21 protein-coding genes and 1 riboswitch are annotated in these 22370 nt (G+C 44.7%); of the genes, 12 read left to right on the top strand and 9 right to left on the bottom strand.

Annotated elements, in window-relative coordinates; all coding sequences use genetic code 11:
* Positions 1–9: 9 nt before the first annotated feature.
* The 5 genes from BM003_RS05470 to BM003_RS05450 all read left to right on the top strand — a co-directional run bounded on the left by BM003_RS05470 (position 10) and on the right by BM003_RS05450 (position 5028).
* Positions 10–162, top strand: a complete 153-nt coding sequence (locus BM003_RS05470; protein ID WP_342742012.1) for a zinc ribbon domain-containing protein — start codon at positions 10–12, stop codon at positions 160–162.
* Positions 163–333: 171 nt separating this feature from the next.
* Complete coding sequence (locus BM003_RS05465; RefSeq protein ID WP_093670907.1) at positions 334–567, top strand: DUF1653 domain-containing protein; 234 nt, start codon at positions 334–336, stop codon at positions 565–567.
* 207 nt (positions 568–774) lie between these two features.
* Positions 775–1821, top strand: a complete 1047-nt coding sequence (locus tag BM003_RS05460) for an ArsR/SmtB family transcription factor (protein WP_093670905.1) — start codon at positions 775–777, stop codon at positions 1819–1821.
* Positions 1822–1908: 87 nt separating this feature from the next.
* Positions 1909–3135, top strand: a complete 1227-nt coding sequence (locus BM003_RS05455; RefSeq protein ID WP_177184652.1) for an MFS transporter — start codon at positions 1909–1911, stop codon at positions 3133–3135.
* Positions 3136–3226: 91 nt separating this feature from the next.
* Positions 3227–3408: riboswitch (Lysine riboswitch) on the top strand.
* A 174-nt stretch (positions 3409–3582) separates the two neighbouring features.
* Positions 3583–5028 (top strand): amino acid permease, encoded by a 1446-nt coding sequence (locus BM003_RS05450; protein WP_093670901.1) that lies wholly within the window; start codon positions 3583–3585, stop codon positions 5026–5028.
* A 103-nt stretch (positions 5029–5131) separates the two neighbouring features.
* Here the strand turns inward: BM003_RS05450 and BM003_RS05445 are convergent, their stop codons facing one another.
* The gene (locus BM003_RS05445; RefSeq protein ID WP_093670899.1) at positions 5132–6412 is read right to left on the bottom strand and encodes an MFS transporter; all 1281 of its coding nucleotides are present in this window, start codon (positions 6410–6412) and stop codon (positions 5132–5134) included.
* Positions 6413–6601: 189 nt separating this feature from the next.
* Complete coding sequence (locus BM003_RS05440; protein ID WP_093670897.1) at positions 6602–7471, bottom strand: helix-turn-helix domain-containing protein; 870 nt, start codon at positions 7469–7471, stop codon at positions 6602–6604.
* Positions 7472–7691: 220 nt separating this feature from the next.
* On the opposite strand from BM003_RS05440, the gene BM003_RS05435 reads away from it, so the two are divergent.
* On the top strand, positions 7692–8018 hold the full coding sequence (locus BM003_RS05435) for a DUF1516 family protein (RefSeq protein ID WP_093670895.1): 327 nt from the start codon (positions 7692–7694) through the stop codon (positions 8016–8018).
* A 51-nt stretch (positions 8019–8069) separates the two neighbouring features.
* On the opposite strand, the gene BM003_RS05430 is transcribed toward BM003_RS05435, so the two are convergent.
* The gene (locus BM003_RS05430; protein ID WP_093670893.1) at positions 8070–9263 is read right to left on the bottom strand and encodes an aminotransferase class I/II-fold pyridoxal phosphate-dependent enzyme; all 1194 of its coding nucleotides are present in this window, start codon (positions 9261–9263) and stop codon (positions 8070–8072) included.
* Positions 9264–9518: 255 nt separating this feature from the next.
* Here BM003_RS05430 and BM003_RS05425 point away from each other — a divergent pair, with 255 nt between their 5' ends.
* From BM003_RS05425 to BM003_RS05410, 4 genes are all read left to right on the top strand, one after another.
* A complete protein-coding gene (locus BM003_RS05425; protein WP_093670891.1) occupies positions 9519–10778 on the top strand; it encodes a glycosyl hydrolase family 18 protein in 1260 nt (419 codons plus the stop codon).
* A 79-nt stretch (positions 10779–10857) separates the two neighbouring features.
* Complete coding sequence (locus BM003_RS05420) at positions 10858–11727, top strand: NAD(P)-dependent oxidoreductase (RefSeq protein ID WP_093670889.1); 870 nt, start codon at positions 10858–10860, stop codon at positions 11725–11727.
* 693 nt (positions 11728–12420) lie between these two features.
* Positions 12421–12795, top strand: a complete 375-nt coding sequence (locus BM003_RS05415) for a DUF423 domain-containing protein (RefSeq protein ID WP_093670887.1) — start codon at positions 12421–12423, stop codon at positions 12793–12795.
* A gap of 86 nt (positions 12796–12881) precedes the next feature.
* Positions 12882–13337, top strand: a complete 456-nt coding sequence (locus tag BM003_RS05410) for an HIT family protein (protein ID WP_093670885.1) — start codon at positions 12882–12884, stop codon at positions 13335–13337.
* A 78-nt stretch (positions 13338–13415) separates the two neighbouring features.
* Here the strand turns inward: BM003_RS05410 and gerQ are convergent, their stop codons facing one another.
* The 3 genes from gerQ to hemQ form a co-directional block, all read right to left on the bottom strand.
* On the bottom strand, positions 13416–13955 hold the full coding sequence (gene gerQ, locus BM003_RS05405; RefSeq protein ID WP_093670883.1) for a spore coat protein GerQ: 540 nt from the start codon (positions 13953–13955) through the stop codon (positions 13416–13418).
* A 30-nt stretch (positions 13956–13985) separates the two neighbouring features.
* Entirely contained in the window at positions 13986–14408 is a 423-nt protein-coding gene (locus BM003_RS05400; RefSeq protein ID WP_093670881.1) for a cell wall hydrolase, read from the bottom strand.
* A gap of 184 nt (positions 14409–14592) precedes the next feature.
* Positions 14593–15339 (bottom strand): hydrogen peroxide-dependent heme synthase, encoded by a 747-nt coding sequence (hemQ, locus tag BM003_RS05395; protein ID WP_093670879.1) that lies wholly within the window; start codon positions 15337–15339, stop codon positions 14593–14595.
* 204 nt (positions 15340–15543) lie between these two features.
* On the opposite strand from hemQ, the gene pta reads away from it, so the two are divergent.
* Together pta and BM003_RS05385 are read left to right on the top strand one after the other, a co-directional pair.
* Entirely contained in the window at positions 15544–16536 is a 993-nt protein-coding gene (pta, locus tag BM003_RS05390; RefSeq protein WP_093670877.1) for a phosphate acetyltransferase, read from the top strand.
* An 844-nt stretch (positions 16537–17380) separates the two neighbouring features.
* Positions 17381–18655, top strand: coding sequence for an MFS transporter (locus tag BM003_RS05385; protein WP_093670875.1), 1275 nt, complete (start codon positions 17381–17383; stop codon positions 18653–18655).
* Between the two features lie 93 nt (positions 18656–18748).
* Here BM003_RS05385 and BM003_RS05380 read toward each other — a convergent pair whose 3' ends face one another.
* The 3 genes from BM003_RS05380 to efeB form a co-directional block, all read right to left on the bottom strand.
* The gene (locus tag BM003_RS05380; RefSeq protein ID WP_093670873.1) at positions 18749–19630 is read right to left on the bottom strand and encodes an aminoglycoside 6-adenylyltransferase; all 882 of its coding nucleotides are present in this window, start codon (positions 19628–19630) and stop codon (positions 18749–18751) included.
* A 334-nt stretch (positions 19631–19964) separates the two neighbouring features.
* On the bottom strand, positions 19965–20873 hold the full coding sequence (locus tag BM003_RS05375) for a DMT family transporter (protein ID WP_093670871.1): 909 nt from the start codon (positions 20871–20873) through the stop codon (positions 19965–19967).
* Positions 20874–21126: 253 nt separating this feature from the next.
* Entirely contained in the window at positions 21127–22368 is a 1242-nt protein-coding gene (gene efeB, locus BM003_RS05370; RefSeq protein WP_093670869.1) for an iron uptake transporter deferrochelatase/peroxidase subunit, read from the bottom strand.
* Between the last annotated feature and the right edge of the window lie 2 nt (positions 22369–22370).

The raw sequence follows: 22370 nt of genomic DNA, 5'->3' as shown, positions 1-22370 counted from the left end.
TCTAGCCAGATGTGTTCCACTTGCGGGCACAAGGATGGAACGAAAGCGCTCCACATCCGGGAATGGGACTGCCCGCAGTGTGGGACTCACCACGACCGGGATGTCAATGCAGCGCTCAACATCTTGCATAAAGGGCTAAAAAAGACCTCAATTGAGGGCTGAATAAAAGCTAAGAACCGTCGGGACGACGGGGTTCGCCTGCTCAAAGAAATAAGCCGCTACCCAATGGTAAGTCGTGTTGGGCAAGCTTATTGTTCGCAGGAACTTTTGATTGAGAAAAATCAGAAGCCCGCGACTTTAGTCGTGGGAGGTTCACAGGAGTGCATTCACCATATGAGAGCTATTCAGGTACATACACTTTACCGTCATTTTAAAGGGAAACTCTATTATGTCGAGGCTGTCGCAATCGACTCGGAAACGGAAAGAGAAATGGTTGTTTACCGAGCCATGTATGGCGAGCGGAAACTATGGGTCAGGCCTAAAGAAATGTTTTTATCAGCGGTCGATGCGGGAAAAGCGAATCCAACCGGACAGCACTACCGATTTGAAGTTTATCAAGGGCGATAATTGAAGAGGCCACTTTTAAATGTTTGCTGTGATTTTAAACCATGTCCGCTCATTGCGGATCGTAAGTTATGAATACACAAATTTAACCCTTAAAATTAAATTCTTTGAAAGGGCAGTATAAATTTATGTTATAATTCGATTATCATGAAATATCATATTTTATTATTATCGAAAATAAGTTCAATTTATTGTGATTGAGGCGATGAAATGGTAAGGAAACCTGAAGTTCATTTTGTTATCTCTCCGGTATTTGAATTACTTGCAGCGATGTTTCGCGTGGCAACACCGGATCAGATTCAGTCGGATGATGTTGTAATGATCAAAGGCAAAGCGATTCAATTAAAGCAATGGGTCGATCAGAGGCGATTGCTTCTACCATCTAACGTAAAAGATGAATTAGAAGTGTTTTTTAGTTACGAGAGTTATCTTGGCCTGACCCTCATTCGCTATGCCTGGGAAGCAAAGGCTTATCACGATGTGGACCTCTTTTTAAAAGCACTGGCAAAGCTTGATGCTCATGAATGGTTTGCTTATTTTCTCCATACCGGTTATGGATCGGGGGACAGCGTTGATCCTGAACAGTTAAGCACGGCAACGACAGCCATTGATCAAAGTAATCTGCCGGAGCAGGAAAAGTGGAAACTACTTTATTTATACGTGCACAAAGAAGAAACGAAACAGCGAGTGATTCAGCTTCTGCGGACGTTCTATGGTTTAATGAGCGATGAGTTCGAAGATTTTTTAGAACAGCAGCAGTTCGTCCTCAACCAAGTTAAAGATTTTGCTGAATCGCTTGGGACGAATTCTTTTCTGATGCGGGTGTCAAAAAAATATCGTATGCCTGTTGATCAAATGGATGAAGTCGTTTTGGCGCCGTCTGTATTCTATGATCAATGGTCCTTTACCACCAGCACAGACAGCTTTTGCCTGTTTCTTTTTGGCACTAGGCAGCTTCCTTTCGAAGAGCCGGCATATTCGGCAGATAAAGATAAGGTGGATCAAGCATTTAAAGTGCTTGCTGACGAAAAACGTCTGAGCATTATCCGCCTACTTAATCGAAGTCCTTTGTACGGTTATGAATTGGGCAAACGCTTAAAGTTGTCTAATTCAACTATTTCACACCATCTATCCCTATTGGCAGCTTATGATTTAGTTCGGCCGGTGCGGAATGAAAATCGAGTCTATTACGAAGTACAAAATGACCAGATAAAAAAGCTGATGGATCAAATGCTTCAATCACTGATTAAAGATTAGGCAGCGTTCTTTTGCTTTTTTTTAATTACATATTCGATTTAAATGAAATTAGTTATTTTATTACTATCAAATAAAGAGGCGAAGATTATGAATGTTTTGGGACGTAACCGCCAATTTTTAATTCTACTAACGGGGCAGGGTATTTCTATATTTGGCGATCAAATTTATTACGTTGGTCTGATGTGGACGATTATGAAGCAAACAGGTTCCGCAATGTCCCTTGGTATGAGCGTCATCTGCATGACGCTTCCGGCTATTCTTATCATGCCTTTAGCCGGTGTGCTCGCAGACCGAAATATAAAAAAACAGATGGTGATGATTGCAGATGCGGTGCGTGCATGCATCATGGCGATCGTTGCTTTGTTTCTCTTCGAAGGTTATTTTTCACTTGCGATCATTAATCTGTGTCTTGTCATCATTTCAGTCATGGATGCCTTCTTTAATCCTGCTCTATCCGCCACAGTTCCACTCATTTTGGATAAGGCTGGTTTATCAAAAGGAAATGCAATTTTTGAGTTTATTCGGCGTATATCGGCGATACTCGGTCCGGTGGTCGGTGGCTTTCTCATTACGTTTCTTTCCATTGGTTCAGTGTTTGCTCTAAATGGTCTTTCCTTTCTTGTTTCATTTATTTTTTCTCTGTTCTTAAAAATTCCTAGAGTGACTCAAGCGAAGCAGCGTGAAACGTTCGTTTTCAAATTCAAGGAGGGGCTTTTCTATACGATTCGAATGAAACGACTTCTGTTTCTCACGTTGGTTGGTGGAGTGATCATTAATTTCTTTCTCGCACCGCTTGATGTCCTTATTATTTTTACAAGTAAACAGCTTAACTTTGGATCAACAGGGGTGGGCTGGATTGAGGCATCGATTTCTGTCGGGGCTTTATTAGGCAGCATAGCAATTTTTTTCGGACACATTCGTAGTCAGATTAGGCTCGCCGTTGCAGGGCTTATCTTTGAGGGCGTAGCGCTTATTTTGTCAGGGATTTTTCCAGGATTGATTCCGTTTATTCTTTTTTTCGGACTATTGGGGCTCGGAATCAGTTTTGCCAGCATCGGCATTGGAACGACCTTTCAATTAATTACGGACGACGATAAACGAGGACGAGTGAACAGCTTCGGTTCAATGCTCAGTTCTTGTACAGTTCCTCTAGGTACATTATTCGGCTCATTCTTAACCGGATATCTGCCCCTTCAATGGATCTTCTTACTTTTTGGCATAGTCATTGCTGGTGCGGTGACGCTTCTATATGTGCCTTTTAGAGAGGAACTTCAGATCAACCAAGTTGTGAAATTTTTTAAAAGTAATTTTTAAAGGAACAGGAGATCATTTCCGGTTGATAATCATTTTCAATAAAGGTAGAATAGAATCTGTTGTTGAAAAACGACATCTCCTCACAAGATCACGAGGGGGTAGAGGCGCGGCAGTTAAGATAAGCGCATCCGAGGCGAAGAGACGCCGGACGATACGTGTAAGGAACTGTTGCCGAAGTGCATTCGGATTCTCTTGCCCGAGTGCGCTGGGTCCGTTTCCGAAAGGGACGGGACTGTCACATGCGTTTTAGGCATGTGGTGTGCTATCGGCGGAAGATGTGCGAGGAGTAAATGGATCAATAAGCCTGTAATGATGCAGATCTTATTCATTTTTACTATAAAAGTTTCTCGTCCGCCGAAGGCATTAGTTTGCCTTGACGGGCGTTTTTAGTAACAATAAATCTATTCTTCACATATCTCCCCGAAATACAGAGAGGGAGAGAGAAAAATGCAACAGAAGAGAAATAATCAATTAAGACGGGGATTGAAGTCACGCCATTTGACGATGATCGCGCTTGGCGGCGCGATCGGAACAGGACTATTCCTCGCCAGCGGAAACGCAATCTATACGGCCGGTCCGGGCGGCGCACTGCTCGCGTATGGATTAACAGGGATCATGGTCTATTTTCTCATGACCAGCCTTGGGGAGCTTGCGACGTATATGCCCACCAGCGGCTCATTCAGCACCTACGCAACGCGTTTTGTCGATCCGTCGTTTGGTTTCGCGCTTGGTTGGAACTATTGGTACAACTGGGCGATTACGATCGCAAGTGAGCTGTCGGCGGCTACGCTGATCATGAAATTTTGGTTTCCGAACAGCCCATCTATTCTTTGGAGCGGTATCTTCCTGCTCATCATCTTCCTGCTGAATGCACTGACCGTAAAAGGATATGGTGAGTCGGAGTACTGGTTCGCATTCATAAAAGTAGCTACCGTCATCATTTTTATAATTCTCGGATTGTTAATGATTTTTCGCGTGCTTGGAGGAGGCGTTCCTGGATTTCAAAATTTCACAGTTGGTGATGCACCTTTCCACGGCGGTTTTCTGGCAGCATTTGGTGTGTTCCTCGCGGCCGGCTACTCCTTTCAGGGAACGGAGCTGCTTGGTGTAAGTGCTGGGGAAAGCGAACACCCGGAAAAAAGTGTTCCGAAAGCAATGAACACAATTTTCTGGCGCATCTTACTGTTTTATATTTTAGCCATCTTTGTTATTGCCATGATCATTCCCTACACGAGTCATAATCTGTCCGCATCGGACTCGGTGATGGTCAGTCCCTTTACACTTGTGTTTCAAAGAGCAGGGCTTGCCATTGCCGCATCGGTGATGAATGCCGTTATTTTAACGGCGGTGCTGTCTGCAGGAAATTCCGGACTCTACGCCTCAACGCGTATGCTCTACGCTTTGGCTAAGGAAGGAAAGGCACCAAGGTTCCTCGGTTATGTCACACGGAACGGGATTCCAATTTGGTCGCTTGTTGTTACTGCGGCATTCGGGCTGCTCGCATTCTTTGCCTCAGGATTCGGCGACGGCATTGTTTACAACTGGCTGCTGAGTGCTTCGGGAATGTGCGGCTTTATCGCTTGGCTCGGCATCGCAATCAGTCACTATCGGTTCCGCCGCGCCTATGTAGCCCAAGGCGGGAAGCTCAGCGACTTGCCTTATCGGGCGAAGTGGTTCCCGTTTGGTCCGTTGTTTGCATTTGCGGTATGTATGGTGGTTGTGATCGGGCAGAGTTTCGGTGCCTTTTCCGGTGGTCATATTGATTGGGGCGGCATCATTGCAGCCTATATCGGCATTCCGATTTTCCTTGCTGTCTGGCTGATCGCCAAATGGAAGATGAAGTCAAAATTGATTCCGCTTGACCAATGTGATCTGTCACGTCACAAGGATTAAGAGGACGAATGACGAAAAACACGAGTGCACACCGCTCGTGTTTTTTTGTTTATCTAGGAGAGTGTTCTTTGTCATTTTATAGTTGCGAAATTGAAACGTAAGCTTATAATTCACTGGTTTGGTTGATTTTTGAATTCTTCTTTGGAACTCGTAATAACAATGAAGTAGAGCATATTCCAATTGAAGAAATACCATAAATAATCCATGCTATATTTATACTAGCAATATTTGCTAGTCCTAAAAAAATGATCTGGCCAATAGGAGCACCAAAAACCAACACTGTGTTTATGATTCCCATTGTGGCTGCCAAATGAGTTTCCTCTGTTGCGGAAACGATATTACTTGTGAATCTTGGTCCAATTTTACCAAGCAAATAAGCAACCAAAAAATTACAACTTAATAGAATCCAGATGCTTTTAAGCATAACAAAATTAACTGCCATTATGGCGATTAAGAAGGCAAGGATACCTACCAATTTTGGGAAACTTAATTTGTTCAGAAAGTCGTGAATAATTAATGAACCCAGTATTAAACCAATAGAGAAAACAATGTTTGCAGCCCCTACAGTATAACCATAGTTAATCAGCCAAAAATGTTCATTATGCAATAGGCCTAGATTAATCAATCCATCAGATGCGCTACCTAGAACATTTATGGCAGCGAATATGATAAATGTTGAAATGATTCCAGGTTTTTGCTTTAAGCCAACATAGACTTCCTTAAACGAACCCAAAAAACTCTTGAAAAATGAACGACTGTTTTTTTTAGCAGTAGATGATTTTGTAAAGGGATCTTCGTTAATTCTTTTGTTGCCAATAAATATAATGAGTGCTGCAATTATAAAGGTAACTGTGTTAATTAAACCGAATGCTTTATAATCATAGCTTAAAAGTATTATTAAACTAGCACCTGCTGCCTGCCCGACTATGTTAATCATATGCGAGACAGCTGTTGAAAAAGAAAATGCCTCGTTTAGGTCTTTATCCTCGACATTGATTTTAAGCAAGGGTATTTCAAGCCCCTCTGCATAGCTACCTATTATGTCAGATATAACTTTAAAAAGAAGAATGAGTAAAAATATAATAAAGGTATTATCCTTTGCAATTAAAAGCGTAATACCTATAAAAAGTAGTGTTTGAAATAACTTACCTATTTGTAACGACTTAATTTTATGATGGGTGTTGTCGGCTAAATAACCTGTCAATACTTGTGAAATTGCCGGGATTACAGTAATAAATGACACAAGAGAAACCGCCAGTACATGATAATTTAAACTTGCTGCGAATATCACGAAAACAATATTAAATAAATTATCCCCAAGTTGATTCCAAATATTTGCGTGGATAAGCGTTCTGTAGGCGCTATCTTTTATAAATAGGTGCATAATTATATCCTTTCTTTAATTGCTACTTAGGCATCTTTACCACCACAGATAATCTAGCTATCCTCAGAATTAACACGAGTAGTTGTGATTTCCATTATGTATCACCTCTTCTTTAATTCATTATCAAATCCTTTTGACATTGCAATAGTAGCAGTTAAAAAAGAAAATTATTTTATCTGTTTCATATATTCATTTTTTTGAATACTTAAGAAGGTATTCCTTTAAAGTAGCTGAATCATTAACTGCAAATTCTTTTGCACCAAGCACTCGCGCAATTTCTATTGCTTTCTCAGCAGTTTTTTTACCGGAGGAAACATGACCAAGCGTAATTTCATAAAGACCTTGCAGCATGAGAAATTGTTGGCGCAGCAAAAAATCGTTCTCGCTGATATGTAAGGAATTAATACGCATGAAAATTTTGTTTGGAAGTATCTGTTCCCCTCTTTCAATTAAAATGTTGGCAGCATTTAGTAAAGTTCCAATCACAAGACTGCGATTTACTGTTTGGAATTTATCTGTTCTTAATGATAGCAGGTTTGTTAGATTTACCAGAGTTTTTGTGGGCAATACAATAACACAGTTGCCGAATACTAAAAGCTCAAATTCTCCCCAAGATTGGATGGAGTATAAATAAATTCGAATGGTTTCTGCATCTTTTTTTGTTAACAAAGTGTCTTTCAAGTGTCTTAAGTATCCTCTGGATATTATTTCTAAAAATTGAAAAGATGTCTCTTTGGATTCTATCCATTTTCGATGATATCGAGTCTCTAAATCTTCTAATAGTTTGTCATTATTTGCGTAGAGGGCAGTTGAGATTTCGTTAAGTCCACTTTTCATGCCAAAAATGCCCATTTGATCATTCATTCTTGCTAAAAGTTCTTCAAATGTAATGTTCAAACGATCGATGATTCGCAGAAGATGACTAAAAGAAATCTCAGTTTTCCCATTTTCTAATTTGGATAGAAAAGAACTCGAAATAATACCGGCTGCTACTTGTTTTAGGCTCATGTTTTTATCAACTCTAAAACTGTGTAATGCCGCACCAATGGTTAGAGACATTTTAATCAACTCCACAGCAAATTTTCATATATTCAACAATCTATTTATAACATAAGTGAACTATAATGATAATCTCTAAACGGTCAGTAGTAACCAAAGGGATGATAAAAAATACTCGTGTTTTTTGTTGCGATCATGTAAAAACTGGGAAAAATGTGTCATCATGATAAAATAGAGACAAGTCTAGTGATTGATTTATAAACTGAAAAGAGGAAATGACATGCATACCTTGTTGCAAATCCATGGCCTCGTTTGGGGTCTTGTCGTGATCTTTTTTATCCTGAGCTATCTTTTGACGGAGCAAAAAGTGTGGAGTATGATTCTGCGGACGGCTTACCTGTTTATGATTATAACCGGAGTGGTCATGCTGTTTATCATCCATTTCCCGCTGGTCCCGACAATTAAGGGCGTGCTTTCCTTCGCCTTAATCGGACTCATGGAAGTGGCGATGGGTAAGCGCAAAAAAAAGCAGCGTTCCGGAATTTTTCTAATCCTGATCGCTGTGCTCCTAATTGTCATTGTATTAATGGGCTATCACGTTATTTAATCAAAAGAACTTTTCCCGATGATGCTGGGAAAAGTTCTTTTGATTAATCTGTTAATTTTGTACAGGTGTCTCATTGAGAATTCCGGAAGCCTTGATCCGTTCCGCAGCTTCCTTCAGGCGTTCCTCGGATTCGAGCAGTCCGGCGCGAACAAATTGATCGCCGTGGGCGCCAAATCCTGCGCCTGGTGCCACCGCGACATGCGCGCGTTCGAGCAGTGCATCGGCAAAGGATTCGGACGTATAGCCTTCCGGAACCTTGAACCAACAGAAAAACGAGCCTTTCGGCGCGCGCACATCCCAGCCAATGGCGCGGAAACTTGAGACGAGGATATTTCGGCGTCGTTCATAGAGCGCGCATAACTCTTGAACCGATTGCTGCGGGCCGAGAAGCGCCGCGGCAACGCCATCTTGAATTGCGCTCGGCACATCTGAATGATCGATATCATGGAATTGGCTGAGCGCGCGAATGATCGATGCGTTGCCGACAGCAAAGCCGACTCGGAATCCGGCCATATTATACGTTTTCGATAACGTGTACACTTCGATGCCTTGTTCCTTTGAACCCGGAGTTTGCAGAAAACTGAGCGGGCGATTGCCATCGAAGCCAAAGGCGGCGTAGGCAAAGTCGTGAACGACCGGAATATGATGCTCCTTAGAAAAACGAACGGTATCCGCAAAAAAATCTTTGGTCGCGATTGCTCCGGTCGGGTTGTTTGGATAGTTCAACATTAATAGATGAGCTTTTTTCAATACCTTTTCAGGAATGGTTTTATAATCGGGTAAAAAATCATCTTCAGCGCGAACTGGGATTCCGTAGGTTTCAGCGCCGGCCAGCCTCGGGCAAACAAAATAGAGCGGATAGCCGGGATCAGTCGTCAGCATGACATCGCCAGGATTAAGCATCGCTTGAGGCAGTGCCGAGATGGCTACGGTTGCGCCGTCGAAGACCGTGACTTCCGTCTCAGGATCAACGGAAACACCGTATTCACGCATATAAAATTCACTGATTGCCTTCTTAAGCGATAGTTTGCCGCCCGCCGGAGGATAGCCTTGATTTTCATGAAGCTGTGCAGCTTGATTCATTGCTTGGATAATTGGTTTGGGAGTCGGCTGATCCGGACTGCCGGTATGAAGATGAATGACATCGATGCCTTGCTTGACTACCGAATCGATACGGTGATCCATACTCGTAAAATAGTTGGCAGGCAACGATTGAACCTGCCGTGATGGGATGAATTCAGCCATAAATAACCCTCATTTCTTTCCGTACTTTCTATAGACTATGAACTGCAGCCTAGGTTCGTTCATTTTAGCGTGCAGTAAGTGCTGCCACTTCAATAAATAATTCTCGCGGCAAATTTAATGATAACCTTTTTTTAAATTCGAATCTAGAGCCTCTTTCGGAACCGTTTCGCATGCACTGAATAAACTAGTGTGAAATGCCTATGCATCTGCGGCATGAGGACGCCCGCAAATGACGGGTGCGGGAAGGGTGGAACTATGTTTGTTTATACAGTGAGGGCTGGAGATTCACTATTTGGAATCAGCCAGAAATTTGATATTCCTGTAAATACACTAAGAGCGGCAAATGGACTGACCGCGACCAACATCGTGACCGGTCAGGCGCTGCTCGTGACGAGTGATGTTTATACAGTACAGCCAGGCGACAGTCTTTGGACAATCTCGCGCATGGCGTATGTCCCGTTAAGTGCGCTGCGCCAAGCGAATCCAGAGATCAATCCTGAGCGTTTAAGTCCCGGTCAAAAAATTAACATCCCGGAGATTGAACGGCGTGTGGCAACACACTTCAGTTATACACAGCTGCGCACGCCGGCACTTGATCAAGCAGTGATTGCGGACAATGCGCCATACCTTACCTATATTGGTCTATTCGAAACACACTTTAATTGGAATGGTGACCTGAGCCCGCTCAATGACAATGCGGCTGTACTTGCATCATGGCGCGGACGGGTCACGCCGGTGATTACCGTAACGAATCTGACCGAGACGGGATTTAATTCAGCCCTGGTCCAGCGTGTGCTGAACACGCCGGATGTGCAGCAACGTTTAATCGACAATATGATCAATTTTGCAACGTCAAATGGGTATGGCGGAATCAATGTTGACTTTGAAGGTGTGCTGCCTGCAGATCGGAACGCTTTTGTTATGTTCCTGCAGGCATTGCAGCAGCGTACACAGGCGGCCGGACTTAATCTTAGTATCGCAGTCCCTGCCAAGACAGACGATACGGTGCCGTGGGTGCGCGGCTATGATTATGCAGCAATCGGAGCGATTGTCGATCAATTTTTCATTATGGCTTATGACTGGCATTATGTGGGCAGCGAACCCGGTCCGACCGCGCCGATCCAAGATGTGATTGCAACCGTAAATTATGCAGCTAGCGTCATGGATCGCAATAAAATTATCATGGGCACGCCTTTTTACGGTTATGATTGGCCGATCCCTTTTTCCAGTCAGAATCCCGGCCGGGCAATTACGTATCAGGCAGCAATTAATCTCGCTATGAGTGAGCAAGTGCCGATCAACTATTCGACGGCGGATCAATCCGCTTACTTCTATTATACGGATGACAGCGGGCAGAACCGTGTCGTCTGGTTTGAGGATGTGCGGAGTCTGTTTAAAAAGGCGCAGATTGTCTATAATTCACGGATCGGCGGTATCGGTACTTGGCAGCTTAATTTCGCGATGCCGCAATATCCATGGGTATTTACCCACTTTTTCCAGATTCGCAAAGTTTGATTGGGCTGCATATGACGTGAAAACGCGCGCCGTTCATGCTATCGTTAACCTAGAGTTGATAGGAAAGCGAGTGAGCTGAATGACGGTAAAGACGATTGGATTTATTGGAACCGGGGTCATGGGCAAGGGCATGATCCGCAATCTAATGAAAGCAGGCTTCACGCTGCATGTGTACAACCGAACGAAAAGCAAGGCGGATGACCTCATTGAAGAAGGTGCTGTTTGGAAATCCAGTCCTGCGGAAGCTGCCGAAGGAGCGGGCGCCGTTATCACAATGGTTGGCTACCCCAAGGATGTTGCTTCCGTCTATTTTGATGACGGGATTATTGACCATGCTGCAAAGGGCACCTATCTGATCGATATGACAACCTCATCACCACAACTTGCGGAAAAAATTCATCAAGCGGCTGCTGAAAAAGGACTGCACGCGCTCGATGCCCCAGTTTCCGGCGGTGATGTCGGCGCGCAAAAAGGGACGTTGTCGATCATGATTGGCGGGGATCCGAAAGACGTTGAGGACTTGGCACCTGTCTTTCAAGCAATGGGACAGAAAATAGTCTATCAGGGAAAAGCCGGCTCGGGCCAGCATACCAAAATGGCGAACCAGATTGCCATCGCCTCAAACATGATCGGCGTCGCCGAAGCACTCAGCTATGCGAAGCACGCGGGTCTCGACACCGACAAAGTGATGGAGAGCATTGAGACAGGCGCGGCCGGCAGTTGGTCGCTCAGCAATCTCGGCCCGCGTATGCTGAAAGGCGACTTCGAACCTGGATTTTATATCAAGCATTTGATTAAAGACGAGCGAATCGCACTTGAGTCCGCCGAGGCGATGGGACTGGACACACCGGGACTTGCATTGTCCAAGAAGATCTATGATGAGCTGGCTGAAAAAGGCGAAGAAAACAGCGGTACACAAGCGATCTACAAAAAATATTGGGATAGATAAATAAATAGTGAGAGGAAAGGCTGCGGCTGAAGTGCGCGCAGCTTTTTTTTCAAGTAAAGAAAGTTCAGCATATTGTCCTGCTGGTAACGACGATAAGATCATAAGATGCGTTTTGACGACCAGGTAAGCACCCAATCTGATAAATAAGCGGAAAAATTCCGCTTATTTAGAAAATAAACGGAAAAATAGCTTAAATAGACGGAGAAATTCCGCTTATTGAATCGAAAAACGAGAAAATAGAGGGCTTTTCTTTGAATAAGCGGAAAAATTACCCTTATTTACCTGCGAAACAAGCGCCATGATGCAACTAACCGGAAAATCTCCGTTTATTTTAATGAAGGACCAGGATGCTTAATGAAAAAGAAGTGAGATAAATGGGGATTATTTTTTTATGAAGGTATCTAACGTAGTTTTTTTGTCAGCAGGAAATGTGTACAGTAGCTTGGTTGCAAAAAGTTAAGATGCGAAAAACCACAATAAAAAGGCGGAAACGCTCGATAAAAACCGTGAAACGCTCGATAAAGTTTTCAAAGCGCTCGATAAAAACCGGGAAACGCTCGATAAATCGACCAAAGCGCCCGATAAAATCTTGAATATCGCTAATCTATGAGCGCTTCTCCGAGCCGCACATGCGACGGACCATTAGATAGATGCTAGAATGAAAAAAGAATCATTTTTGAGAGGACTGGGCTCATGAAAGTTTTTATCATTATTGGCGCTGTTTTAGCATTCCTGTCTGTCGCATTTGGCGCATTCGGGGCGCATGTATTGAAGACGCGGCTTACGGAGCAAGATCTGTCCGTCTTTCAAACAGGTGTTCATTATCAGATGTACCATGCGCTGGGACTGATTGTGATCGGCCTCCTCGCATTAACCGTATTCAGCGGACAGAGCATGTTGCTTTCTTGGTCTGGATGGCTGATGACAGTCGGCATTCTTCTTTTTTCCGGCAGCTTGTATGCGCTGACGCTGAGCGGTGTTCGCGTGCTTGGAGCCATTACACCAATTGGCGGCGTTGCTTTTCTCGCAAGCTGGCTGCTTATCGTTATTGCCGCATTGCGTGCATGATTGCCACAGAATATGGAGAGAGCGGACAAGCTCCTTTTTTTGAAATTCATCCTGAGATGTAAATGGACGATGCGGAGGGCTGTATCATGGATTGGAGAGACAATAGGATTGAATCTGCTCAAAATGGGACCAACCCAATGGTTCTAGCAAAAATGAAAAGCGGCTTTGCAGTTATCGGAGATACGCAGTTTTTGCCCGGTTATTGTGTACTGCTTCCCAATAAAGCGGTATTTAGCCTTAACGATCTGACAATTGATGAGCGTTCGCAGTTTCTAACAGATATGAGTCTAGTAGGAGACGCGATTATGCATGTTTGCCATCCTCTTAGAATCAACTATGATATTCTAGGAAATACAGATGCTTTCTTACATGCACATATTTTTCCAAGATATGAATGGGAAAAAGAGGAGAGAAGAAAGGGTCCTGTTTGGTTGTATGACTCATCCAATTGGTATGATGAAACCAAGCAGTTTAATGAAAAAAAGCACGGTAAACTAAAAGATGAACTGGCAAATGATTTGAACCGTGTATACGGAAAATGATAAGAGCAAATAGCTGGTAACACCTAAACACAAAAACGGAGCACTGCCATAGGCGGAGTGCTCCGTTTTGCTAGAATATTATCTTCCGGTCGGAGATTGCGGACCATAAGGATACTCATAGCTGAGCGGTCCGGTAAATTCGAAGTAATTCACGAAGACCATTGGGATGAGATAGCGTACTCGGGTTTCTTCATCTTCAATGATCACATGGTCGCGTCCGGCCGCTTCAACAGTACCGGTAAATGTTTTCGCGTTCCACTCACTGTTGCCTTCAAAGGTGCAGTAAACGGTCGCGGTTTTCCCGAGATTCAGTCTCAATATATTTTCAATATACGACTGTTCAACAAAGGGCAGCGGCAAAACTTGCGGTACTCCAGGAACGATCGGCTGACCGGTTTGTGGAACCGGGGTTGTGTACGCAGGATAGGGATAGGGTAGTGTCTGGGCCACGGGCTGCTGCACGCCTGCCGGCTGGGTTAATTGACCTTGGAATGGAAAAGTGCCGCTTGGTTGCGGTGACGTCTGCTGCCTAGATGCATCCCAGCCCGGCTGCGCACCCGGATCGGGACTGAATGACGCACCATACGGCCAGCTGTCTGGCGGAAATTGAACACCCATAAGTAAAGTCACTCCTTAGCAATAAAATGATTAATAAACATTTGGACAATCCGATTCAGTGGGAGAGAAGAAACAATGCGCTTTAAATCGCCCGGTGTTCCACTGATTGTACCATTGGGCAGGGCAAGCACCTGAAGGCTGGAAAAACCAAAGCGCGTTCGATGCCGGATGAAAACGTTCACCTTTAAGCGTACGCTCGGCAAGGCGTTTGTCCACGCTACGTGCCGCTTGATAAAAGTAGCCTTTTTGCGTGGCTTCAAATCCGCCGGGACTTTGGAAGACCATCTGCTGAATCGTTCTCAATCCCTCAAAGTCAAGGCAGTTTCCGAGCACACGGTTCACGCCGACATTGCCGACCATCAGCATGCCGAGTTGTCCGTCGCCCTCAGCCTCCGCCCGCATCAGCCGTGCAAGCAGCGAAATATCATTTGACGTGTGTTGAACCACGGCCATAGCCGTAAACACCTCCTTTGTGAAAGGAAAATGCAACATATTTTCAGTAGGTATGGGCTCTCCGATTTTCGTACACTTAAAGCCTATGCGGTGCAGGGCAAATCATGACATGGAAAGCGGGAAAGCGGGATCAAATCACAAAATAAAAAGACCTGTTTCCAGGTCTTGACCGTGATGAATTAAGTTATAAGGAAAATCTCTGATTAAATAGTTCTTGGGTTAGCTGCGTGCCGACAAAGAATGGTCCGAATTCGCCAAAACGAGCGCTGGCTTCATCAAAACGCATCTCGTAGACAATTTTTTTAAACTGAAGGGGATCATCTGAGAAAAGTGTGACGCCCCATTCCCAATCGTCGAAACCGACGGAACCGGTGATGATTTGGTGGATCTTCCCAGCATATTTCCGGCCGATTTGTCCGTGACTCTTCATCATTTCTTTCCGATCTTCCATTGGGAGCATGTACCAATTGTCACCGTGCTCCCGCTTTTTATCCATCGGATAGAAGCAAAAGTAATCGGTTTTCGGCAAAGTCGGTTTCAAACGTTGCTGCACGCGCGGATTTGCGTACGGATCGCCGCCATCTTTGCCAAGATAATTGCTTAATTCCACCACTGAAACGAACGAATAGGCGGGGTTGGTGACTTGACCAAGCTTTGATTTATCAAACTGAGCCTCTAATTCGCCAAGCTCGTCCATGGTCGGGCGAAGTGAGATCATCACGAAATCCGCTTTTTGGCCGAGGACAGAATACATCGCAAAGCTGCCGCCTCGTTCCTCTTCATTTAACTCTGATTGGGTGAAAAACTGATTGAATTCCATCAAAGCCTGCTGCCTTTCCCACTCGGACTGCGATTTCCATTCCGACCAGTCAATGGTCCGAAAATCATGAAGACAGTACCATCCGTCTAGTGTCTGAGCTGCTTCAGACATTCTGAACACCTCTTCTTATACAAGTAGATTAGCGGATTCGTCTACCATAGGAATGCCGCTAAGTTTTTCTTCATTCTTACTTTACTAAATATAGCATAGATATCCATTAGGGGCGGAAGATGAAATTAACTTTCCAAATGTAGGACAGGTTATTTTGGTTTATACTTAGTATAGATTGAATTTAATGAGGGGGCGAATCGAACAATGGCAGATTTGTTTGAAAGACTGAAACCGGAAATAAAGAATGGCAAGCCATCGATCATTTTTCCTGAGAGTGCTGATGAACGGATTCTTGAAGCGGTACAAACCTTAGCGGAAGAAGAGCTGATCGTGCCGATTCTCATCGGTAAAGTTGAGGATGCGTCCGATGCGTTGAAAAAGCTTGCTGACGAGAAAAAGGTTGTATTCATGCATCCTGAGACAGACGAGAACCTTCAGGAAATGATCGACGCACTTGTTGCGCGCAGAAAAGGCAAGACCGATGAGGCAAAGGCTGCGGAATGGTTAAAAGATCCATGCTACTATGGAACGATGCTTGTTTACATGGGCAAAGCGGACGGATTGGTGAGCGGGGCAGCCCATTCGACGGCGGAAACTGTACGTCCGGCGCTGCAGATCATCAAATCTCAGCCAGGAAAAAAACGTATTTCAGGCTCCTTCATTCTTGTTAAAGGAGAAAAAGAATTCGTATTTGCCGACTGCGGCATTAATATCTCGCCGGATAGCGAGACGTTGGCGGAGATCACGATTGAATCTGCAGAAACAGCAAAAATGTTCGGCATTGATCCAAAGATTGCCCTGCTGAGCTTTTCCACGAAAGGATCTGCAAAAGATCCGTCCATTGATAAAGTAACCGAAGCAGTGAAACTAGTTAAGGAACGGGAACCGGAATTAGTTGTTGACGGTGAACTTCAATTTGATGCTGCTTATGTACCGGAAGTGGCTGCGAAAAAAGCACCGGATTCTCCAATAGCCGGCAAGGCGAACGTGTTCGTATTCCCAAATATTGATGCTGGCAACATCGGCTATAAAATGGTGCAGCGTCTCGGCGGTTATACTGCGATCGGGCCGATACTGCAAGGCTTAAATAAGCCTGTTAACGACCTTTCACGAGGATGCATAGCAGACGATGTTTATAAGCTGGCGCTGATTACCGCAAAACAAGCATTGAGCGCGGCGCAGCCCCAGAACGCGTAACAAGAATAAGAACAAGGAGTGCGGAATGAATCGCACTTCTTTTTTGTAAGTAAAGAAACATCCATGACCCGCTTGAGGGGCACGGGACACAGCTTGAATGAAACTATAAAATGCCCTATTTACGTATAAAGTATAAAAAATTAAAGATTCAAGGAAACGAGTGTATGCGGTCCGGAAAAACGCCGCGTCCTGCGACTCACCGGACACTAGGCCGTCCATGGCTGTCGCAACTTAAACGGAAAAATTCCGTTTAAATAGAAAATGCATGAAAAAATCGCTTAAATAGACGGAGAAATTCCGCTTATCAAATCGAAAAACGTGAAAATGGAGGGTTTTTCTGTGCATAAGCGGAAAAATTACCCTTATGTACCTGTGAAACAAGCGTCAGGATGCATATAACCGGAAAATCTCCGCTTATTTTATTCCGGCCGCGTTACTTAATGAAGGATTAAAATGATTTATGGTAGAAATGTTTGTTCAAGACAAGCTTGATGATTCAAAACCGTATTTGGAGCAAAGAAACTTTCGTATGTAAGGAGGAACTTTCGCTAAGTACGCATACGTCCTGTATGCAACGCGAAAGTCATCACGTCCTGTGGAAGTACGTCCTGTATGCAACGCGAAAGTCACCACGTCCTGTGGAAGTACGTCCTGTATGCAACGCGAAAGTCATCACATCCTGTGAAAGTACGTCCTGTATGCAACGCGAAAGTCACCGCATTCTGCGGAAGTAAGGACCAGGTGCTTGTTGCACGGCTTTTTTTGTATGTTTGGAAAATTATTTTCAAATGTACTTGTGAAGTCTATAATTGGAAATTAATGAATCATTTCCGGAGATGAGAAGATGGAAACGGAGCAAGAATCTTTCTTGGCGCGGGCATCACGTTTGCAGATTAAAAAAGCGGTGACCAGCGATTTTATCGGCAACTTCAGCAGCTCGCTCTTCAACTTTGCGATTAGTCTGTACATATTGAAATTAACAGGTTCAGCGATGAATTTCGGCACGACTTTATTGATCGTTCCTCTGATCGGTATCGTGTTTTCGCCGCTGATCGGCTATCTCGCCGACCACTATGATCACAAGCGGGTCATGATTACGACGCAAATCGGTTGTATCGTGCTGCTTATCATCTACAGTTCCCTTTTTCCCATTCTAGGAAGCTGGCACTATCTCATGGTATTGATCATGGTCGCAACGCTTGGATTGAATGCGCGAATTTTCAGCGTTACCTATTTGTCGGCTGTTTCAAGATTGGTGGACAAACCATTTATTCAGCAGCTCAACTCATTAGAACAGTCGGCAAATGCGCTTGCGATGATTGTCGGTCCGATTGCCGCCGGAGTTGTATTCGCTTTTGTTCCATTCCAAGCGTTCATTTACTTCGAAATCGTGGCTGAAATAGCCGTTGTCTTAATCGTTCTAACCATGAATTTTCACTTGATTGAAGTCGCAGAGCAAGCGAATGCAAAGTCGGAATCGATGTGGTCATCGATGAAGCAAGGGCTGATCTATGTAAAAAAGCAGCCGTTGATTCTTTCGATGATTCTTGTTGCCTCTGTACTTAATTTCCTGTGCGGCGTGTTCAATGTCGGCTTCCCCTATTTGATGATTCATGTGCTGCATATGCAAAATATCCAGTATAGCTTGTCGGAAGCACTATTCTCTTTGGGCATGGTCGCGGGTGGTTTGTTTGCAGCGAAGCTCACTGTTGACAGCAATCCGATCGGCATGGTCAGCAAGTCGTTAATGTTTGAAGGCCTTCCGCTCATTTTCGTGATCATTCCGCTCCTCGTACAGTTGAATTCGTGGGTGTCGACAACCATTTTCGGAATGGTCAACTTTGTCTTGGCACTCGTACTCGTTTTTGTTAATGTACCGTTAACGACCTATATGCAGAAAACGATCCCCACAAATTACCAGGGACGCGTTTTCACGATTCTGATGGTCGGCTCAACCTCTTTGCAACCTTTAGGGATGTTCATCTATGGCGTCCTGTTCCAATATGTATCGGCAATTGCTGTCATTGTCGGCTCGTTCATTGGTATTCTCGGTATTGGTATTTTCGCGTGGACGGTGGGCGGTAAAGCAGCAATCCAAGAAGAAAAATTTGAGGGATGATTATTCCTGAAATCGAGTCGACCGGATTGATGTATCGGCAAAAATATATTGCTTAACAACAAAGAAAAGGGCGCGTCAGCGTCCTTTTCTTTGTTAAAAGATGTTCTTGGCATCAGCAGGCAGGTCATGCACATGCTTCAGATAATTTGAGACGCGTTGATCCTCAGCCTCCGCATAGGTGTAACCGAAATGTTCGGCTACCTGCTTCGCCAAAGTACGGAACAGCTCGCCCATTTGAAACAACGACTGCCAGATATGCTCCGGTTCAGCATCCGGATAGGTGAGCAGGTAGTTCTGCCACACCGATTTCTCAACATAACGGGGCAAGTACTTGCCGCATTTTCCGGCACTGACCGTAAAGTCGGTGCGTGTCCCTGCGTGCCAGGAAAGCATTTTCAGCATCATATCGCGGACGTAGTGCTCAAGCATTGTCTTTGCATACGGAATTTCTCCGCGCCACAAACCTTTGGCGACATAAGGTGACACCCACCGGAATTCGTTGCAGCAATCAGCGAACTGTTTCGCGCTAGGCGGAATAATTCGATAATTACGATCATCTGAGGGCGGCACTGATAAAAATTGTTCATCTTTATCAAGCAGAATAATGCTCAAGCTGTCGCCATTCACCCATTCTTTTGCTTTTTCCAAGGTCATGAGTGTCAAATCAATTCGATTTCCATCCTCGAACAGCATCAGATAGGCGAATTTAGCCTTGGCAACATGGTCGGATCCAATTCCAATATCCATCAGGTCAGGCATCTGCATGATGATCCGCTTGCCGAATCGATCGACCCAATGGTGATCTGCAGTAAATGAAGTAACGTTGCGAACCACATAGACAATATCATAATCCTGAAAGCAGTCGCGTGGTGCATCTGCATTTGTACGTGATCCATTCATGATCACAGCGCGAATGCGTTCATCTTTTTGTGGCAGATCTAAGATTAAATTCTTCATTTCTTGTTCATTTCTCATTGCTGAAGCCTCCAATTATTTGTGATGTAATCCCGAAAAAACAGGAAAGGTTGGAGGCGGTCGTGCATCATTCTAAAGTCGATTCAATCGTTTTTTCATAAGACTTTCCTCGTTTTCTTTGCATTTGGTAACAACTATTTTTGGATTGGCTACAAGTTTACATGACTTAGTTACGAGTTCGATGATTGGTTACGACTTTTGATGAATTGGCTACGACTTTCTTTGGATTGGCTACAAGTTTACATGACTTAGTTACGAGTTCGATGATTGGTTACAACTTTTGATGAATTAGTTACAACTTTTTCTGGATTCGTTACGAGATTTCGAGAATTTGTTACAACTCCTGCAGTTCGCTCTTTGCCTTTCGCTCAAAGGTGGCAAGTGCCACGCCGACTAAAATGAGTATGCTGCCGGCAACAAAATTGAAGGACAGCTTTTCGCCAAGAATGAGCCAGCCGAGCAGTGTGCCGACAATCGGCTGAAAAAATAGAAAGAGTGATCCTGCTCCCGCGTCGATCATGGTCAGCCCTTTATTCCATAGAAAAAATGCTCCGGCTGTCGCAACAATACCCAGATAAAGGACGCCGGCGATTACGCGTCCGTCGGCAAGATGAACAGTTCCTGTCGACCAGTCGTGAACCATGAATGGTGTGGTGAAAATCAGCGCAAAGAAAATCGCGTAGGTTGTAATCAAAAGCGCTGGGAGTTCATCAGCCGCTTTTTTAACATAAACGGAAAGCAGCGCCCAGGTGATTGCTGCGATGACTAAAGCGATGCAGCCCCAAAAATAATCGCCGAATTGATTGGGTAATCCAATGGTCAGGACCACGCCGCTTGTCGCTACGATCAACGACATGATTTTCCGCCAGGTGAAGGCTTCCTTCAGTACAAAGCGCGCGAACACGACGACAAAAGCAGGCGTTGCCGATGTGATCATGGCGCCGGTGTGAGCATCGGAAAGTTTCGTACCGATAAATTGGCAGGCAATTGAGACAAAATAACCAATGAATCCGATCCAAAGGAGCATCAGCCATTGTCTTTTGCTCAACTTCAGGTGATGATGCGTTCTCCGTTGCTGTAACCACAATAAGGCAAACAGAAGAAGCGAAGCGAGCAGGTATCTGAGCCAGACAAGCGCGAGCGGTGCAATGAATTGTAGGACATATTTGCTCACAACGTACATACCGCCCCAAATCGCCGCGGCGAGCGCCAAGTAAATGGCTCCGATAATTGATGATTTCATGAGTTAAGACCCTTCTCTCTATGGGATTTTACGATGCGTATACCCAAGGAAGGGATCGGAAAAATAGGATTCATCCGTACCCTTTCTTAGGAATGAAGGGCAGGTTGATCGTTTTCAAAGATATCGTAGTAATAGCGCAATGTAAAAACCTCCTCAACCGACTTTTAGAACTATTATAGACGAAAGTGGTCTTGATAGGTAAAAAAAATAAGCCCTCAAGCAAGATTTCTGCATGAGGGCGGTCATAATTAGGTTATTCAAATAAGTGCTGAGCAAAATAGTCGTTCTTCTTAATTCCGGCTGGGACGGCGAAAAGTCCGGTCGCCACATGGTCGGTGTACTCATTGAGCGCATCGCTCTTTCCGAGTACGCGAAGCATCGGAATAAAGCTATCCTGCGGCTTATTTTGGTATGCGATAAAGAGCAGTCCGGCGTCAAGGTTGCCTGTTGCTGCTTGAATACCATTTGTGTACGAGTAGGCGCGTCGAAAGATTTTCTTTCCTGTTCCGTGAGCAAGCCGGACATGGGAATCTGCCGGCTGCTTGCTCATAATGACCGGTTCGTGTTCATGTTTTCTGCCAAAGGCTGCGCCGGAATCCTTTTTTCTTCCAAAGACTTGTTCCTGATCACTATACGAATCACGGTCCCAGGTCTCAATAATCATCTTAATTTTACGGTAGCCGAGATAGGATCCGCCGCGCATCCATTTCGGTTCATCACTGCCGGTCCAAACGACTTCATTTTGACTTTCAGGATCGGTGACATTAGCGGTTCCATCTTTAAATCCAAACAGATTCCTCGGCGTCTTGCCCTTCGGACCATTTAGAAATCCCGATTCCATCCAGCGGATATTAGCCGTACCAAGCGCTTCCTTAATCAGATTACGTAAGGCATGGAAAGCGACTTGCTGGATGTCTGCACACACCTGAACGCAGATGTCGCCATTCGAGATAGCAGGATCAAGCGTTTCATGCGCAATTTTCGGCATCGCTGTCAGTTGTTTCGGCATTTGATTCGCTAGACCGAACCGATCTTTTCCACCTTTGATAAAAAAGGAGTGCCCAAGGCCGAAGGTGATGGTTAGATTAGCGGCGCCAAGGTCGCGCGCTTCATTTGTGTCGTTCGGCGGCAATTCCTTGTTGCTGCTGTTTGCTTCACGTTTGCCTTGTGTCAATGTCGCGGAAAGACGCGTCCATGAGATGAACAGGGCCATAATTTTCGCGACATCGTGAATCGACGGATCGATGTCAAAGGCGGCCAGATAACCGTAGCTCTGATGCGCGGTCGTAATGCCTGCCTGGTGACTGCCGAAAAAGGGAACTGTTGCTGTCTTCGCTGCATCGGCCGCGCCCGTATTGCCGAACAATTCGAGTGCGGTTCCGAGACCGCTGGCGCCAAGAGCAATACCACCCCCGGCAAGAGCTGTCATTTTCAGCATTTCCCGTCTGGAATATCCCTTTTTCTGCTCTGAGGTGCTGAGATCGTCCCTGTCCATTT

The organism is Sporolactobacillus nakayamae, assembly GCF_900113325.1.
Classification (GTDB): domain Bacteria; phylum Bacillota; class Bacilli; order Bacillales; family Sporolactobacillaceae; genus Sporolactobacillus; species Sporolactobacillus nakayamae.
This window is presented reverse-complemented; position numbering and strand designations above follow the sequence as displayed.

What these genes read in the sequence shown, in the direction of transcription:
- efeB (WP_093670869.1), bottom strand. Translation starts at nt 22,368, where the DNA reads ATGGACAGGGACGATCTCAGCACCTCAGAGCAGAAAAAGGGATATTCC.
- BM003_RS05465 (WP_093670907.1), top strand. Translation starts at nt 334, where the DNA reads ATGAGAGCTATTCAGGTACATACACTTTACCGTCATTTTAAAGGGAAA.
- BM003_RS05380 (WP_093670873.1), bottom strand. Translation starts at nt 19,630, where the DNA reads ATGAGAAATGAACAAGAAATGAAGAATTTAATCTTAGATCTGCCACAA.
- BM003_RS05450 (WP_093670901.1), top strand. Translation starts at nt 3,583, where the DNA reads ATGCAACAGAAGAGAAATAATCAATTAAGACGGGGATTGAAGTCACGC.
- BM003_RS05430 (WP_093670893.1), bottom strand. Translation starts at nt 9,263, where the DNA reads ATGGCTGAATTCATCCCATCACGGCAGGTTCAATCGTTGCCTGCCAAC.
- BM003_RS05440 (WP_093670897.1), bottom strand. Translation starts at nt 7,471, where the DNA reads ATGTCTCTAACCATTGGTGCGGCATTACACAGTTTTAGAGTTGATAAA.
- hemQ (WP_093670879.1), bottom strand. Translation starts at nt 15,339, where the DNA reads ATGTCTGAAGCAGCTCAGACACTAGACGGATGGTACTGTCTTCATGAT.
- BM003_RS05410 (WP_093670885.1), top strand. Translation starts at nt 12,882, where the DNA reads ATGGATTGGAGAGACAATAGGATTGAATCTGCTCAAAATGGGACCAAC.
- BM003_RS05460 (WP_093670905.1), top strand. Translation starts at nt 775, where the DNA reads ATGGTAAGGAAACCTGAAGTTCATTTTGTTATCTCTCCGGTATTTGAA.
- BM003_RS05420 (WP_093670889.1), top strand. Translation starts at nt 10,858, where the DNA reads ATGACGGTAAAGACGATTGGATTTATTGGAACCGGGGTCATGGGCAAG.
- BM003_RS05375 (WP_093670871.1), bottom strand. Translation starts at nt 20,873, where the DNA reads ATGAAATCATCAATTATCGGAGCCATTTACTTGGCGCTCGCCGCGGCG.
- BM003_RS05455 (WP_177184652.1), top strand. Translation starts at nt 1,909, where the DNA reads ATGAATGTTTTGGGACGTAACCGCCAATTTTTAATTCTACTAACGGGG.
- BM003_RS05400 (WP_093670881.1), bottom strand. Translation starts at nt 14,408, where the DNA reads ATGGCCGTGGTTCAACACACGTCAAATGATATTTCGCTGCTTGCACGG.
- BM003_RS05435 (WP_093670895.1), top strand. Translation starts at nt 7,692, where the DNA reads ATGCATACCTTGTTGCAAATCCATGGCCTCGTTTGGGGTCTTGTCGTG.
- BM003_RS05470 (WP_342742012.1), top strand. Translation starts at nt 10, where the DNA reads ATGTGTTCCACTTGCGGGCACAAGGATGGAACGAAAGCGCTCCACATC.
- BM003_RS05385 (WP_093670875.1), top strand. Translation starts at nt 17,381, where the DNA reads ATGGAAACGGAGCAAGAATCTTTCTTGGCGCGGGCATCACGTTTGCAG.
- BM003_RS05445 (WP_093670899.1), bottom strand. Translation starts at nt 6,412, where the DNA reads ATGCACCTATTTATAAAAGATAGCGCCTACAGAACGCTTATCCACGCA.
- BM003_RS05425 (WP_093670891.1), top strand. Translation starts at nt 9,519, where the DNA reads ATGTTTGTTTATACAGTGAGGGCTGGAGATTCACTATTTGGAATCAGC.
- pta (WP_093670877.1), top strand. Translation starts at nt 15,544, where the DNA reads ATGGCAGATTTGTTTGAAAGACTGAAACCGGAAATAAAGAATGGCAAG.
- gerQ (WP_093670883.1), bottom strand. Translation starts at nt 13,955, where the DNA reads ATGGGTGTTCAATTTCCGCCAGACAGCTGGCCGTATGGTGCGTCATTC.
- BM003_RS05415 (WP_093670887.1), top strand. Translation starts at nt 12,421, where the DNA reads ATGAAAGTTTTTATCATTATTGGCGCTGTTTTAGCATTCCTGTCTGTC.